This window comes from Lacisediminihabitans sp. H27-G8 (genome assembly GCF_046156175.1).
Taxonomy (GTDB): domain Bacteria; phylum Actinomycetota; class Actinomycetes; order Actinomycetales; family Microbacteriaceae; genus Lacisediminihabitans.
In genome coordinates this window covers 287,278-302,683 of the sequence record NZ_JAYLVL010000003.1, presented here as the reverse complement: position 1 = coordinate 302,683, position 15,406 = coordinate 287,278, and the positions used below count along the sequence as shown (strand labels likewise).

The window sequence follows — 15,406 nt, the reverse complement described above, 5'->3', positions numbered from 1 at the left end:
CCGAACAACCGGCTGACGCAAACGATCTTATCGCGCAGCCGCCGGGGCTTTTGCGAGGTTGCTCGTCGCCCACGCCGCGAGTTCGTCGAGCGCGGGCAGGAGGGCGAGCCCCGAGGTCGAGAGCCGGTACGACACGGACACGGGTGGTCCGGCATCCACGGTCCGCTCCACGATGCCTGCCGCGACCAATTCGGTGAGGCGCTCCGAGAGCACCGAATCGCTGATGCCGACGACCGCTCTCTTGAGCTCGGCGAAACCGGCCGTTCCGGTCTTGAGAGTGCCGAGGATGACCCCGTTCCAGCGCTTGCCGAGAAAGTCGAACGCTCTCGCGAGCGCGGAGTCGCACATTCGCGGGTCGGATTCGGCGCTGATCTGGTCGGGCATGGAATGCAGTCTACAGTGCTACTGTTACACAAGCAGCTAGTTTTATACTAGTAACTTCATCTTTACGATCGGATTGCCATGACTCTTTCCTCAGCTCCCGCCCTCGACTCCCTGAACGACGCCGGTCGCTCGCTGCTGTTCACCGAGGCGCGCACCGCCAACACCTTCGCAGACGTCCCGGTGACGGATGCCGAGCTCTCCCAGATCTGGGACCTCGCGAAATGGGCGCCCACCCAGGCGAACCTCCAGCCCCTCCGCGTCGTCTACGTGCAAAGCCCCGAAGCTCGTGCACGGCTCGTCCAGCACATGTCCGACGGCAATAAGGAGAAGACGCTCGCCGCGCCGGCCGTCGCCGTACTCGCCCTCGACTCCCGATTCCACGAGCACGTGTCGACGGTCATGCCCTTCATGCCGCAGCTCGAGGAGGTCTTCGAGGGCAACGAGGATGCCCGCTTCAGCACCGCTCGCCTCAACTCCGCGCTCCAGGCCGGCTACTTCGTGCTCGCCGTGCGCGCGCAGGGTCTCGCGGCCGGTCCCATGAGTGGCTTCGACGCGGCAGCGTTCGACGCCGACTTCTTCCCGGACGGGCGGCTCAAGTCCTTCATGGTGGTCAACATCGGCCATCCGGGCGAAGGAGCATTCCGCAACCGTCTTCCGCGTCTCGACGCCGCGCAGGTCGTCGATTTCGCCTAGCCGGCCTCAGGCCAGGGCCGCGATCACGCGATCGTGAAGTAACCCGTTGGTGGCGAGGGCGGAGCCGTGCCACGGCCCGTCCTCACCGTCGACGGAGGTGAAGGTGCCGCCAGCCTCCCGCACGATGGGCACGAGGGCGGCCATGTCGTAGACCTGAAGGTCGTACTCGCCGGAGACCTCGAGCAGGCCCTCCGCCACCATCATGTATGGCCACATATCGCCGTAGTCGCGAGTTCGCCACACGTGCCGCGTGAGTTCCAGGAGCTGGGGGAGCCTGCCCGCGTTCTCCCACCGGGTCAGGCCGCTCAGGCTCATCGAGGCATCCGCGAGCTCCGACACCTGGGACACGTGGATGCGACGGGCCTGGTCGCTGTGGAGGGCGCCGAGTTGTTCGTTGACAAAGGCACCCTGGCCGGTCGCGCCCCACCAGCGTGTGCCGAGGGCTGGCGCGCTCACCACTCCGACAACGGGAACGCCGTCGATCGCCAGCGAGATGAGGGTGGCCCAGATCGGCACCCCCCGCACGTAGTTCTTCGTGCCGTCGATCGGATCGATGATCCACTGCCGGCGAGAGTCGCCCCCCGCTCCCGGTTCCACGCCGAATTCCTCGCCGCGCACGGAGTCTCCCGCGCGGCTGTCCGCGATCGCCGCGCGCAGGGCGGTCTCTACAGCCCGGTCGGCATCCGACACCGGGGTCATGTCCGGCTTAGTGGTGACCACGAGGTCGACGGAGCGGAAGCGGTCCATCGAGATGGCATCCGCCATGTCCGCGAGCTGACGGGCGAAGGAGAGGTCTGACTGCAGGCTGTATTCGGTCACGGCATCAAGGTTAGGTGAGCGAGGCGAGCAGGCGTTGGAACGAGTCCAGCCGCAGCCTGCCCGAATCTCCCAGCTCACCGGCGGCGACCCGTTCGTTCATCGCGCAGTCCGGAGCATCGGGCAGGTGCGTGCAGCCACGCGGGCAGTCTTCGGCGATCGCCGCGAGGTCGGTGAAGGCCCGCAGGATGTTCTCGGTGTTCACGTGTCCGAGACCGAAGGATCGCACGCCGGGGGTGTCCACCACCCAGCCGCTGCCCACCCGGTACGAGATAGTGGAAGAGGAGGTGTGGCGACCGCGTCCGGTGACGCTGTTGACCCGGCCGATAGCCCGGTTCGCATCGGGGACCAGGGCGTTGACGAGGGTGGACTTGCCGACGCCGGAGTGCCCGACCGCCACGGTGGTGTGCCCCTCGAGCAGTGCGGCGATCTCGGCGGTCGGCATCGCCCCGACCCCGCTTCGCACGACCGTGATGTCGAGCCCGGCGAAGTTCGCCAGAAACCCGGTGGGGTCGGCGAGGTCGGTCTTGGTGATGCACAGGATCGGCGTGAGCCCCGCATCGAAGGCGGCCACGAGATAGCGGTCGACGAGTCGCGGACGCGGCTCCGGGTTGGCTGCCGCCACGACGATGAGCATCTGGTCGGCGTTCGCGACGATGATGCGCTCCACCTCGTCCGAGTCATCCGCGCTGCGGCGAAGCACCGTGGTTCTCGGCTGGATGCGCACGATCCGAGTCAGCGTCCCCTCGTCGCCAGAGGTGTCACCCACCAGATCGACGTAGTCACCCGTGACGATCGGCTGCTTCCGCAGCTCGCTCGCGCGGGAGGCGAGCGCGGCGTGCTCCTCGGGGGTCCCCTCACCGACAATTACGGAGTATCGCCCGCGGTCGACGGTGAAGACCCGTCCCGTCACAGCATCCGTGTGCTCCGGTCGGATCTTGGTGCGAGCCCGGTTGCCCTTGGGGTTTGGCCGATTGCGCGCCTCGTAGTCCGCGTACTTGTCGTCGTCTTCATCGTCGACATCGGTGAGCCAGCTCATGCCTTAGATCAGGTCGAGCGGATCGGCGGAGCGGGCGCGGAGGCCGAGCAGGGAGGTGGTCCAGAGCTCGGGGAACTGGGGGAGGGTCTTGGCCGTCGTGGCGATATCGTCCACCGTCACCCCGTCGACGGCGAGCCCGATGATCGCGCCGGCCGTCGCCATCCGATGGTCTTCGTAGCTGTGCCAGGCTCCGCCATGAAGGGGGCGGGGGTGGATGACGAGGCCGTCGTCAGTCTCGGTGACAGCTCCACCGAGGGCATTGATCTCGGTTGCGAGGGCCGCGAGACGGTCGGTCTCGTGCCCGCGCAGGTGGGCGATGCCGGTGAGCACTGTCTCTCCCTCCGCGAGGGCCGCGAGGGCCGCGATGGTCGGGGCCAGTTCGCTCGCATTGTCGAGGCGGATGCCGCGGAGCACGCCCGTGCCCGTGACGGTGAGGTCGCCGAGCCCGTCGCCCGTCTCGGCGAAGGAGACCTCGCCGCCCATCTCGGTGAGGATCGACGCCATCTCGGCACCGACCTGCGTCGTGTGGGTTGGCCATCCCGTGACGGTGACCGATCCCCCGGCGACGAGTGCGGCGCCGAGGAACGGGCCGGCATTGGAGAGGTCGGGTTCGATGTCGATCTCGATGCCGGCGATCTCGCCGGGCGGAACGATCCAGAGACCGGGTTCGGGGCTCTGCACAGCGACGCCGCGACGGGCGAGAGTCGCGATGGTCATGTCGATGTGGGCGAGGCTCGGAAGCCCGTCTCCGACGTGCCGGAGGGTGAGGCCGTTGGTGAAACGTGCCCCGGCCAGGAGCAGTCCTGAAACGAACTGGCTCGACGCGGAGGCATCGATCTCGATCTCACCGCCGGCGACGACACCCGTGGCGTAGAGGCTGAACGGGAGCTTTCCGCGGCCGTCGTCGCTGACATCCACCCCCAGCGCCCGAAGCGAATCGATGGTCGTCCGCATCGGCCGCCTGCGGGCGGATTCGTCACCGTCGAAGGCGACCGGTCCGAGCGCGAGTGCGGCGACCGGGGGCAGGAAACGCATCACCGTGCCGGCGAGCCCGCAGTCGATCGAGGTGCCGCCGGAGAGTTCGCCGGGGGTGATGAGCAGATCGGGACCGAAGGGCGAGTCTCCCGGTAGCTCGACGATATCCGTGCCGAGTGCACGGAGCGCCTGGATCATCAATGCCGTGTCGCGCGAGTGGAGCGGGGCGCGCAGGGTCGAGGGGCCGCTCGCGATCGCCGAGAGCACGAGCTCGCGATTGGTGAGGGACTTCGACCCGGGCAGCGCGAGACGGGCGGCGAGCGGCCCGGTTGCGACGGGTGCGGCCCACGGTCCGGGCTCGCCGCTCACGATCAATCCCTCATCGCCGAAGGGGTTGAATTCGGGGCCGGAATACTTGAAGACATGCATTGGTTACTAAGGGTATCGGCACAGCACCCAGAAGGGATGCGGTCGAGGAGAGGATGACCCGTGCCAGTTCTGCTCGAGCGCCCCGCGGTGATGGGGCGAAGAACGCCCTCCAGCCTGCCGCTCAGCGGCCAGGCCGCTCGTTGGCGCAGCGAAGTAAGCTTGGCGGCGATGAGCACTTCGAAGGATGACACCGCCACACCCGCCGACTCGGACGCCGTGGCATCCGAGGTCGCGACCGCAGAGCCGGAGACGCCGGTCGTCGATGTTCGCACGCTCTTCGAGGCCCAGGCGATCCCCTTCATGGACCAGCTGTACGCCGCCGGCCTTCGGATGACGCGCAACCCCTCGGACGCCGCTGACCTGGTGCAGGAGACATTCGTCAAGGCGTTCGCGGCCTTCGCCCAGTTCCAGCAGGGTACGAATCTCAAGGCCTGGCTGTACCGCATCCTCACCAACACGTTCATCAACAACTACCGCAAGAAGCAGCGCGACCCCTACCAGGGAACCATCGATGACCTCGAGGACTGGCAGCTCGGCGGTGCCGAATCGGTGACCCAGGGTCGTTCGACCCGCTCGGCCGAGGCAGAGGCGATCGATCATCTGCCCGACAGCGCGGTGAAGGATGCCCTGCAGTCCATTCCGGAGGACTTCCGGATGGCCGTCTACTTCGCCGACGTCGAGGGCTTCTCCTACCAGGAGATCGCCGACATCATGAAGACCCCGGTGGGTACCGTCATGAGCCGCCTGCATCGTGGCAGGCGGATGCTGCGGGACCTCCTCTCCGAGTACGCGCTCGAACGAGGCATCAACACCTCTGGGACGCGTGCCCAACCTGCCACTGCTGGGAGTAAGAAGAAATGACCGACTGCGGATGCGACAAGGCGAAGGCCGAACTCGAAGAGTACCTGCACAATGAACTGGCCAAGGCGGATGCCGCTGACATCGCCGAGCACATCGCCAACTGCGACGACTGCACCGATGAAGCGCACGTGGGGATCGTGCTGACTCAGGCTGTGCAGCGCGCCTGCCGCGAGACGGCCCCGAGCGACCTGCGCGACCAGGTGCTGCTCACACTGCGCACCCTGCAGTCGAACCACTGACGGCTCCCGAGGCCGTTGAACTACGGTCTGTCTGAGCGCAGAACTGGCACTTGGTGCTGTGCGGAAGTGCCCTGACAGCACCAGGTGCCGGCTCTCTGGTCTGGTGGCAGCGGAAGCGCCTCAGGTGGACCGACCAGACTGCTCCAGCGCCGTGCGGATCTTCCCAACCAGGGTCGCCGTCTGGGCCATGAGGGCTTTGTCGACACGGATCGCTCGCCACCCATCCTCCATGAACTCGTCGAGGCGGCGGATGTCCCTGGCGAACTGCCGATCGTTGCCCCAGTGTCCCCTGCCGTCGTATTCGACCAGAACGCGCTCCTTCGCATAGACCAGGTCGCCGAGTCCGATAGTGGCGCCGTATCGATTGGTGATCACCGCGTTCACCTCGGGCTCTGGAAGCCCACCGCGGACGATGAGCAGACGCAGCATGGATTCTCGCGCGGAGTCGATGTTCGCCCGAATTCCCTCGAGGGCCTCGCGAAGACGGCCAATGCCCGGCCGATTCGCCGACTTCTTCCCTCCGACAACGAGTTGCGCCATCGTCGCTCGCGGGCTCTGTCGGCTGAGGAGCCCGTCGCCCATCACGATCAGGTCGTCCACGCTCAAGACTCGGGCGAGCTGGATTTAGGTGTCGATGGGAGACGTGACCCGAAGGCCGCTCCCCACCCTCGTCACTGTCGTTTGCGCCACGACTCCGGCAATAGCGGGCGGCAGGGGGCTGTGGCGAGTCATCCGCCCAGAGTGTCGCAAGGGCGGGCTTCACGAGCAAGTTATCCAGAGCCCCTGCTCCACGGCGGCAGTCGCCTCCACAGCACTGGCAGTTGGTGCTCTTAAATCGGTCCGAGACAGCACCAACTGCCAGTCCTGCGCCTTCGGTGCAACAAAAAGCCCGCCTCCGGAAGGGAGGCGGGCTCTTGGCGTAGAACTGCTAGCGCACCGTCAGGGCATGGTCCATCAGGTCGATGAGCTCCTGCGCGCTGCGCTTCGATGAGCCGGTGGCGGGGCTCGCAGATGCCGGACGCGAGGCGACCGAGATCGCGCGGCCCTCATCGAGGCGCTTCGCCAGTTCGAGGCAGATGAACGGCCAGGCTCCCATGTTCTCCGGCTCTTCCTGCGCCCACACCAGCTCGGCGTTCGGATACTGCTCGAGCACGGCCTTCAGCTGCTGCTGGGGCAACGGATAGTACTGCTCGAGACGCACGAGAGCGACATCCGTCTGACCGCGCTTCTCCACCTCGGCGTGCAGGTCGTAGTGGATCTTGCCGGCGTGCAGCACGACCCGCTTGACGGCGCCCTTGTCGGTGATCCGTGAATCGTCGATCACCGGCTCGAACTTGCCGGTCGTGAACTCGGCGATGTCGCTCGTCGCCCCTCGCAGCCGGAGCATCGCCTTCGGAGTGAAGACGATGAGCGGTCGACGCGGCCGGGCGTAGGCCTGGCGGCGCAGCAGGTGGAAATACGATGCCGGTGTCGAGGGCCGCGCCACGGTCATGTTGTTCTCGGCGCAGAGCTGCAGGTAGCGCTCGATCCGGGCGGATGAATGGTCCGGACCCTGGCCCTCGTAGCCGTGTGGCAACAGCAACACGACACTGGAGCGCTGGCCCCACTTCTGCTCGGCGCTCGAGATGAACTCATCGATGATGATCTGGGCACCGTCGGCGAAGTCTCCGAACTGGGCCTCCCAGAGCACGAGCGCGTCGGCTCGCTCGACCGAGTAGCCGTACTCGAAGCCCATCGCGGCGTACTCGCTCAGCAGGGTGTCGTAGATCCAGAACCGGGCCTGGTTGTCGCTGAGGTTGCCGAGCGGCAGCCATTCCTGGCCGTTGAGACGGTCGTGGAGCACCGCGTGACGCTGCACGAAGGTGCCGCGCCGGGTGTCCTGGCCGGCCATCCGCACCGGAGTGCCCTCGAGCAGGAGCGAGCCGAGGGCCAGCAGCTCGCCGAAGCCCCAGTCGATCGATCCGTTTCGGCTCATCTCGGTGCGCTTCTTGAGCAGCTGCTGGAGCTTCGGATGAACCGTGAACCCGGCAGGCGGGTTGTCGTGGGCATCCCCGATGGTGGTGATCACGCCTTCGCTCACCGCGGTGGAGGCGGGCTCGCCGGAGCGGTCGTCCTGCTGGGATCCCGGGCGTTCGAGGTCGGAGACGGCGTTGCCATCCGCGGTGATGATCGGCATGGAGCCGGTCTGTGCCGCGTGAGTCTCGGCGAAGGCGCGCTCAAGTCGATCCTGGAAGTCGGCGTGCGCCGCGTCGTATTCCTCCTGCGTGATGTCGCCGCGACCGACGAGAGCCTCGACGTAGAGGGTGCGCACGCTGCGCTTGGCCTCGATGAGGTTGTACATCAGCGGCTGAGTCATCGACGGGTCGTCGCCCTCGTTGTGACCGCGACGGCGGTAGCAGATGAGGTCGATGACCACGTCCCGGTGGAACTTCTGGCGATAGGCGAAGGCGAGCTCCGCCACCCGGATGACGGCCTCGGGGTCGTCACCGTTCACATGGAAGATCGGGGCCTGGATGGTCTTCGCGACATCCGTGGAGTAGATCGACGTGCGACCCTCCCCGGGAGGAGTCGTGAAGCCCACCTGGTTGTTGATATTCACGTGCACGGTTCCGCCGGTGCGGTAGGCGCGAAGCTGTGACATCTGCAGGATCTCGGAGACGATGCCCTGGCCGGCCATCGCGGCGTCGCCGTGCACCATCACCGGCAACACGCTGAAGGTGCCGATCGGCTTGCGGTCCTGCTTGGCGCGCACGATGCCCTCGAGCACACCGTCGACGGCCTCGAGGTGGGACGGATTCGCGGCGAGGTAGACCGGGATCTGGTCGCCCTTCGCGCTCGTGAAGGTGCCTTCGGTGCCGAGGTGGTACTTGACGTCACCGGAGCCCTGCACCGTGCGGGGATCCTGCGTTCCCTCGAATTCGCGGAAGATCTGACCGTAGGTCTTGCCCGCGATGTTGGTGAGCACATTGAGACGGCCACGGTGGGCCATGCCGATTGCCACCTCGTCGAGGTCGGCTTCGGCAGCGCCCTGGAGCAGCGCATCAAGCAGGGCGATGGTGGATTCCCCGCCCTCGAGGCTGAAGCGCTTCTGGCCGACGTACTTGGTCTGCAGGAAGGTCTCGAAGGCCTCGGCCTCGTTGAGCTTTCCGAGAATGCGCAGCTGCTCGTCCTTGGTCGGCTTCGTGTAGACCTTCTCCACGTGCTGCTGGATCCAGGCACGCTGTTCCGGGTCCTGGATGTGCATGTACTCGATGCCGATGGTGCGGCAGTAGGAGTCGCGGAGCACGCCGAGGATCTCGCGCAGCAGTGCGGCACGCTTGCCGCCGAATCCGCCCGTGACGAATTCACGGTCAAGGTCCCAGAAGGTGAGCCCGTGGCTCGAGATGTCGAGGTCGGGGTGGGTGCGCTGCTTGTATTCGAGCGGGTCGACATCCGCCATGAGGTGCCCGCGCACGCGGAACGAGTTGATGAGCTCCTGCACCCGGGCGGTCTTGCCCACCTGGTTGCCGAGGTCGACGTGGATGTCGCTCGCCCAGTGGATCGGGTCGTAGGGGATGCGCAGGTCGGAGAAGATGCCCTGGTAGAAGTCGCGCTGGCCGATGAGCAGCTCGTGCACCTTCTTGAGGAACTCGCCGGAGCCGGCACCCTGGATGACGCGGTGGTCGTAGGTGGACGTGAGTGTGATCGTCTTACCGATGCCGAGATCGGCGAGGGTAGTCAGCGACATGCCCTGGAACTCCGCCGGGTACTCGAGGGCTCCCGCACCGATGATGGCGCCGGCCCCCTTCATCAGACGCGGCACGGAGTGCTCGGTGCCGATTCCGCCCGGGTTGGTGAGCGAGATCGTGTTGCCGGCGTAGTCCGCGGCGGTCAACTTGTTGTTGCGGGCGCGAGTGACCACGTCCTCGTAGGCGACGAGGAACTCCTGGAAGCCCATCGACTCGGTGTTCTTGATACCGGGCACGAGCAGCGCGCGGGTGCCGTCGGGCTTCGGCAGATCGATCGCGATCGCGAGGTTGATGTGCGCCGGTGCGACGACCGAAGGCTTGCCGTCGACCTCCTCGTAGAAGACGTTCTGGCTCGGGAACTCCTTGAGCGTCTGCACGAGAGCCCACGCGATGAGATGGGTGAACGACACCTTGCCGCCGCGGGCGCGCTTGAGGTGGTTGTTGATGACGATGCGGTTGTCGATCATCAGCTTGGCCGGGATCGTGCGCACGCTCGTCGCCGTCGGCACGGTGAGGCTGGCATCCATGTTCGCGGCGAGCGACTTCGACATGCCCTTGAGCGCGGAGACGACGTCCTGTGGCTCGGCGGCCGCGGCATCCGTCGTGGCGATCGGCGCGGTCTGGGGGGATGCTGCCGGAGCCTGTGCCGGGATCGGCTGCGGTTTTGGCTGGATCGAGGTGGTTCGGGCGATGGGCTGGCTGCCGGTGGTCGTGGGCGGCTCAACCGGGGCCGGGGCCGGAGCCGGAGCGGCAGGAGCCGCTTCGACGGGAGCCGCTTCGACGGGAGCCGCTTCGACGGGAGCCGCTTCGACGGGAGCTTGGGGTGCGACAGGCTCGGCCGGTGCTGCGGGCTGGGGGGGAGCGCTCGGCTCGGCGGGGGCAGCGGGAGGGGTCGGCGCCGGGGGAGTGGATGAGGCCTCAACCGTGGTCTGGTGGTAGCTCTCGAGGATCGGCCACCACGACTGGTCTACCGAGTTGCGATCGACGATGAAGCGTTCGTACATCTCATCGACGAGCCACTCGTTTGCTCCGAATTCGCCGGAGGATCCATCTTCTGATGCCACTCCGGTCACTTGGCTAGACACAGCCGATCGCCCACTCTCTTTGAATCGCTGTTCTCACTGATCACATCGGTGTGCGGCCCGGTGTTCCACGCTGGCCACAGACACTTCAAGCTTAATCGCATCGGAGTGGCCCTCCGTGCCCAGCGGCAAGGGATTACCTTTAAAAGCATGGAGTTTTACGAGACGACCCCCCGGCACGACCTCACCTATTCCGACGTCTTCCTTGTGCCGAGTCACTCGGATGTCGGCAGCCGCCTGGCGGTGTCGCTCGCGCCCGAGGACGGCACCGGGGCGACGATCCCGATCGTCTCGGCGAACATGAACTCGGTCACCGGTCCCCGTCTCGCGGCGGCTCTCGCCCGCCGCGGGGGGCTCGCTGTACTTCCTCAGGACCTCCACCTGCAAGAGCTGGATGCGGCCATCCGCTGGGTGAAGGCGCAGCCGGTGGCCTTCGACACCCCCCTCTTCCTCTCCGCGGACCAGACCGTGGCGGAAGCGCTCCGGCAGATCCCGGCGATCGGCGGTCACGGCATCGTGATCACCGACGAGCGCGGTGCCTTCGTCGGCTGCATCCCGGCGCTCCGTCTCGGCACGGCGCTGCCCGATGCCAGACTCGGCGACCTGTTGCACGGCGCGCTCGCGTCGATCGACGCTGACGACGTCACGGATGCGCGGGCTGCCTTCGACCTGATGGTCGCAGCGGATCTCGAGTTCGCTCCGGTGCTGCACCACGGTGCCGTCGTCGGCACGCTCAGTCGCACCAGCGCGTTACGCTCCACGCTCTACCAGCCGGCCCTCGACGCGAACGGCAGGCTCCGCGTCGCCGCGGCCGTCGGAATCAACGGGGATGTCGCGCGCAAAGCCGCCGCCCTCGCCTCCGCCGGCGTCGACGTGCTGGTGCTCGATACCGCTCACGGCCACCAGGAGGGCATGTTGCGCGCCATCCGTGCCGTCAAGGCCCTTGGTCTCAGCGTGCCCATCGTCGCCGGCAACGTGGTGACGACCGCCGCGGTGAAGGATCTCGTGGCCGCGGGGGCTGACATCGTCAAGGTCGGCGTCGGCCCCGGCGCCATGTGCACCACCCGCATGATGACCGCCGTCGGACGCCCGCAGTTCTCTGCCGTGCTCGAGACCGCGGAAGCCGCGCGCGAACTCGGAGCGCACGTCTGGGCGGATGGCGGCGTGCGGTATCCGCGGGACGTGGCTCTCGCGCTCGCCGCTGGGGCGTCATCCGTGATGATCGGATCCTGGTTCGCCGGAACGATCGAAGCACCGGGCACCCTCGAGACGGATGCCGCCGGTCGGCTCTACAAGGAGAGCTGGGGCATGGCCTCCACCAAGGCCGTTCATGACCGTTTCGATCGACTGGACCCGTACGAGCTCGCCCGGAAGACCCTCTTCGCCGAGGGCATCTCGTCGTCGAAGATCTACCTCGACCCCCTGCGCCCCTCTGTCGAAGACCTTCTCGACATGATCACCTCCGGAGTGCGTTCGTCGCTCACCTACGCTGGCGCGGCGAACCTCGCCGAGTTCCACGAGCGCGCCCTGGTTGGCATCCAGTCCGCGGCGGGCTACGAAGAGGGCAAGGCGCTGCCGGTCAGCTGGTAGCTCCGGCCTTTTGGCAGGTGGCGTCCCGTACACTTGACCGAATAATGGACGACCCCCCTTCATGGCGCCCTGCCCCTCTCGCTGCTCGCGGTGATGCCCGTGTATGAGCTGATCACGCTCGGTGTCGGTCTCCTGCTCACCGTCGGCACCGGCTTCTTCGTTGCCTCGGAATTCTCCCTCGTCAACCTCAACCGGTCGGATCTCGAATCCCGGATGGCCCGGGGAGAGAAGCGCCTCGGCCTCACCATCGGTGCCCTCAAGATCACCTCGACCCACCTCTCGAGCGCACAGCTCGGAATCACCCTGACGACGCTGCTCACCGGCTACACGATGGAACCGGCGATCGGAGGTCTCCTGTCGGGGCCCCTTTCCGGGCTGGGGTTGACCGCCGCCGTGACTACCGTGATCTCCTCGGTGCTCGCCATCGTGCTGGCCACTCTGCTCTCGATGATCGTCGGCGAACTCGTGCCGAAGAACTTCGCCCTCGCGCTTCCACTGCCGACGGCCAAACTGGTGATCCCCTTCCAGGTGGGCTTCACCGCGGTATTCCGTCCCTTCGTGACGCTTCTCAACAACACCGCCAACGTGATCCTGAGGTCCGTGGGGATCGAGCCGAAAGAGGAGCTCTCCTCCGCCCGCACCGCCGAGGAGTTGCGCTCCCTGGTGCGCCGATCCGCCACCGAGGGGAGCCTCGACCGCGATACCGCGACGCTTCTCGCCCGCACCCTCGTGTTCAGTGAGCACATCGCCGCCGACGTGATGACTCCGCGCCCACGGGTATCCAGCGTCGACCGCACGGACTCGGCGCACACCGTGATCGTTCTCGCCCAGCGCACCGGATTCTCCCGGTTCCCGGTGATCGACGACTCGATCGATGATGTCGTCGGACTCGTGCACGTGAAGCAAGCGGTCGCCGTGCCGCGCGAGAAGCGGGCGGATGTGCCGGTCTCCGCCCTGCAATCCGATGCGCTGCGCGTGCCGGAGACGATGAAGCTCGATGTGCTGCTCGGGGAGTTGCGCGGCCGGGGCTACCAGATGGCCGTTGTGGTGGACGAGTACGGCGGCACCGCCGGAGTCGTCACGCTCGAGGACCTGGTGGAAGAGCTCGTCGGAGAGGTGGCGGACGAACACGACCGCACTCTCGCCGGTGTGGTTCGTTCGCGGGACTGGCTCACCTTCCCCGGCATGCTCCGACCGGACGAACTGCTCGAGCGGGCGGATGTCGTGATCCCGGAAGAGGGCCCATACGAGACGGTCGGCGGCTTCATGATGAGTGAGCTCGGCCGGCTGCCGCTCGTGGGTGACACCGTTGCGGTGGAGGGCGGCGAGTTCCGGGTCGAGCGTCTCGATGGTCGGCGCATCGACCGTGTGCGCTACACGCCCACCACGGACCCCTCGGTGATCACGGACGGAGCCTCCTCGTGAGCGACACCTGGGGCATCGCCTGGCTGGTGATCCTGCTTCTGATCAACGGTTTCTTCGTCGGTGCGGAGTTCGCCGTGATCTCGGCACGCCGATCCCAGATCGAGCCGCGGGCCGAAGCGGGAAGTCGTGCCGCGAAGTCGACTCTCTACGCGATGGAACACGCCACGATGATGCTCGCCACCAGCCAGCTCGGCATCACGGTGTGTTCGCTGCTTATCCTCAACGTCTCCGAGCCGGCGATCCACCACCTGCTGGAGTATCCGCTCGCCCTGACCCACCTGCCCGAAGACGTCGCCGGCACCATCGCCTTCGTGATCGCCCTCATCGTCGTCTCGTTCCTGCACGTCGTCATCGGCGAGATGGTGCCGAAGAACCTGTCGTTCTCGGTTCCGGATCGTGCCGCGCTCATCCTCGCGCCGCCGCTCGTCTTCATCTCGATGGTCTTCCGCCCGATCATCTACGCCCTCAACGCGACGGCGAACGGGGTGCTGCGCCTCTTCCGGGTGCAACCCAAGAACGAGGCGAACAGCGCCTTCACCGTCGATGAGGTGGCCAACATCGTCGCGCAATCCACGAAGGAGGGTGTGCTCACCGACTCCATCGGCGCACTCAACGCGGCCTTCGAGTTCACCGCCAAGAAGGTGAAGGACATCGCCGTCGGTATGCCCCACCTCGTGAGTCTCTCGGAAGCCGCGACACCGGCCGACGTCGAGCGCGCGGTGGCTCAGAACGGATTCTCCCGCTACGTGCTCGTCAACGACGTCGGTGAGCCGACGGGCTACCTGCACCTCAAGGACGTGCTCGACCTGGACGAGGTCGGCGAATTCGACGAGCCGGTGCCGCCGAAGCGCATCCGCAAGCTCATCTCGATCTTCCGTGGAATGGACCTGGAAGACGCCCTCGCGGCCATGAGGCGTTCCGGGGTGCACCTTGCGAGAGTCTTCGACGATTCCGGGCAGACGAGGGGCGTCCTGTTCCTCGAGGACATCATCGAAGAGCTCGTGGGCGAAGTGCAGGACGCCACCCGCCGCAGGTGAGCTCAGCGCGTCGTGACGACTCTCAGGCCGGCCACTTCGCCCGGAGGTACTGGTCCGGCCAGTAGTCCAGTTCGACGCCGAGCTCATGCGCGGCGCGAAGCGGGAAGTGCGGGTCGCGCATGATCGCGCGGGCCAGCATCACGGCATCCGCCTGGCCGGAGGCGATGATCTGTTCCGCCTGCTGCGCCCCGGTGATGAGTCCGACCGCGCTCACCTCGACCGAGGAGGCGTGCTTCACGAAGTCGGCGAAGGGCACCTGGTAACCGGGTGCGAGCGGGATGGTGGTGCCGGAGACGAGACCGCCGGTCGAGATGTCGAAGAAGTCGGCGCCGGCATCCCTGGCCCAGTCGGCGACCGTCGCGGTCTGCTCCCGGTCCCAGCCGCCTTCCGCCCAGTCGGTAGCCGAGAATCGCACGAACAGCGGGACATCCTCGCCCGCTTCTGCACGAACGGCTGCGATCACCTCGAGCAGCAGCCGGGCGCGGTTCTCGAGACTTCCGCCGTATTCGTCGGTGCGGAGGTTCGACAGCGGCGACAGGAACTGGTGGAGGAGGTAGCCGTGCGCGGCGTGAAGCTCGAGCACGTCGAATCCGGCGTCGAGGGACCGGCGGGTGGCAGCGGCGAAGTCGGCGACGACAGCGTCGATGCCGGCCCGGTCGAGTTCGGCGGGAACGGCGTAGCCGGTGAACGCGACAGCGGAGGGGGCGACAGCCGTCCATCCCCCCTGCGATTCCGGCACGCTCCCGCGCTCGTCAGCCCAGGGACGCCAGGTGGAGGCCTTGCGCCCGGCATGTGCGAGCTGGATGCCGGCGACGGCACCCTGCGCGTGGAGGAAAGAGACGATGCGCGCCCACGCATCGCGCTGCTCATCGGTGTAGATGCCGGTGTCTTCGGGGGAGATGCGACCCTCTGCGCTCACCGCGGTCGCTTCGGTGATCACGAGTCCGGCACCGCCCTTGGCGAATCCGCCGAGGTGCACGAGGTGCCAGTCGGTCGGCACCCCGTCGTGCTTCTCCACCGAGTACTCGCACATCGGCGCGACCCAGAGGCGATTTCGCATCGTGACGGCGCGCACCGAATAGGGGCTGAAGAGAGCGGAAGTCGACAT

General features: G+C 66.8%; 13 protein-coding genes. 6 read left to right on the top strand and 7 right to left on the bottom strand.

The genetic code is table 11. The features are described from left to right. Positions 1 to 27: 27 nt before the first annotated feature. Positions 28 to 384 (bottom strand): winged helix-turn-helix transcriptional regulator, encoded by a 357-nt coding sequence (locus VLI63_RS10740; RefSeq protein WP_409156852.1) that lies wholly within the window; start codon positions 382 to 384, stop codon positions 28 to 30. 78 nt (positions 385 to 462) lie between these two features. Between VLI63_RS10740 and VLI63_RS10735 the strand changes: the two genes are divergently transcribed. Next, positions 463 to 1,077: a malonic semialdehyde reductase gene (locus VLI63_RS10735; RefSeq protein ID WP_409156851.1), complete on the top strand. Its 615-nt coding sequence runs from the start codon at positions 463 to 465 to the stop codon at positions 1,075 to 1,077. Between the two features lie 6 nt (positions 1,078 to 1,083). Here VLI63_RS10735 and VLI63_RS10730 read toward each other — a convergent pair whose 3' ends face one another. From VLI63_RS10730 to aroA, 3 genes are read right to left on the bottom strand one after another with little or no spacing between them, the layout of a single operon-like run. Continuing rightward, the gene (locus VLI63_RS10730) at positions 1,084 to 1,896 is read right to left on the bottom strand and encodes an inositol monophosphatase family protein (protein WP_409156850.1); all 813 of its coding nucleotides are present in this window, start codon (positions 1,894 to 1,896) and stop codon (positions 1,084 to 1,086) included. Positions 1,897 to 1,906: 10 nt separating this feature from the next. Next, positions 1,907 to 2,932, bottom strand: coding sequence for a ribosome small subunit-dependent GTPase A (gene rsgA / locus VLI63_RS10725; protein WP_409156849.1), 1,026 nt, complete (start codon positions 2,930 to 2,932; stop codon positions 1,907 to 1,909). Positions 2,933 to 2,935: 3 nt separating this feature from the next. Next, complete coding sequence (gene aroA, locus VLI63_RS10720; RefSeq protein ID WP_409156848.1) at positions 2,936 to 4,336, bottom strand: 3-phosphoshikimate 1-carboxyvinyltransferase; 1,401 nt, start codon at positions 4,334 to 4,336, stop codon at positions 2,936 to 2,938. A gap of 168 nt (positions 4,337 to 4,504) precedes the next feature. Between aroA and VLI63_RS10715 the strand changes: the two genes are divergently transcribed. Together VLI63_RS10715 and VLI63_RS10710 are read left to right on the top strand one after the other, a co-directional pair. Further along, a complete protein-coding gene (locus tag VLI63_RS10715; RefSeq protein ID WP_409156847.1) occupies positions 4,505 to 5,197 on the top strand; it encodes a sigma-70 family RNA polymerase sigma factor in 693 nt (230 codons plus the stop codon). Beyond that, complete coding sequence (locus VLI63_RS10710) at positions 5,194 to 5,436, top strand: anti-sigma factor family protein (protein ID WP_409156846.1); 243 nt, start codon at positions 5,194 to 5,196, stop codon at positions 5,434 to 5,436. Before VLI63_RS10715 ends, VLI63_RS10710 begins: the two co-directional genes overlap by 4 nt. A gap of 120 nt (positions 5,437 to 5,556) precedes the next feature. Here VLI63_RS10710 and VLI63_RS10705 read toward each other — a convergent pair whose 3' ends face one another. Beyond that, positions 5,557 to 6,036, bottom strand: a complete 480-nt coding sequence (locus VLI63_RS10705; protein WP_409156845.1) for a hypothetical protein — start codon at positions 6,034 to 6,036, stop codon at positions 5,557 to 5,559. 328 nt (positions 6,037 to 6,364) lie between these two features. Continuing rightward, on the bottom strand, positions 6,365 to 10,249 hold the full coding sequence (locus VLI63_RS10700; protein WP_409156844.1) for a multifunctional oxoglutarate decarboxylase/oxoglutarate dehydrogenase thiamine pyrophosphate-binding subunit/dihydrolipoyllysine-residue succinyltransferase subunit: 3,885 nt from the start codon (positions 10,247 to 10,249) through the stop codon (positions 6,365 to 6,367). 147 nt (positions 10,250 to 10,396) lie between these two features. On the opposite strand from VLI63_RS10700, the gene VLI63_RS10695 reads away from it, so the two are divergent. The 3 genes from VLI63_RS10695 (at position 10,397) to VLI63_RS10685 (ending at position 14,298) form a co-directional block, all read left to right on the top strand. Further along, positions 10,397 to 11,836 (top strand): GuaB1 family IMP dehydrogenase-related protein, encoded by a 1,440-nt coding sequence (locus VLI63_RS10695; RefSeq protein WP_409156843.1) that lies wholly within the window; start codon positions 10,397 to 10,399, stop codon positions 11,834 to 11,836. 99 nt (positions 11,837 to 11,935) lie between these two features. After that, complete coding sequence (locus VLI63_RS10690; RefSeq protein WP_409156842.1) at positions 11,936 to 13,261, top strand: hemolysin family protein; 1,326 nt, start codon at positions 11,936 to 11,938, stop codon at positions 13,259 to 13,261. Next, entirely contained in the window at positions 13,258 to 14,298 is a 1,041-nt protein-coding gene (locus tag VLI63_RS10685; RefSeq protein WP_409156841.1) for a hemolysin family protein, read from the top strand. The genes VLI63_RS10690 and VLI63_RS10685 overlap by 4 nt, the downstream gene beginning before the upstream one ends. A gap of 22 nt (positions 14,299 to 14,320) precedes the next feature. On the opposite strand, the gene VLI63_RS10680 is transcribed toward VLI63_RS10685, so the two are convergent. Beyond that, the gene (locus tag VLI63_RS10680; RefSeq protein ID WP_409156840.1) at positions 14,321 to 15,406 is read right to left on the bottom strand and encodes an NADH:flavin oxidoreductase/NADH oxidase; all 1,086 of its coding nucleotides are present in this window, start codon (positions 15,404 to 15,406) and stop codon (positions 14,321 to 14,323) included.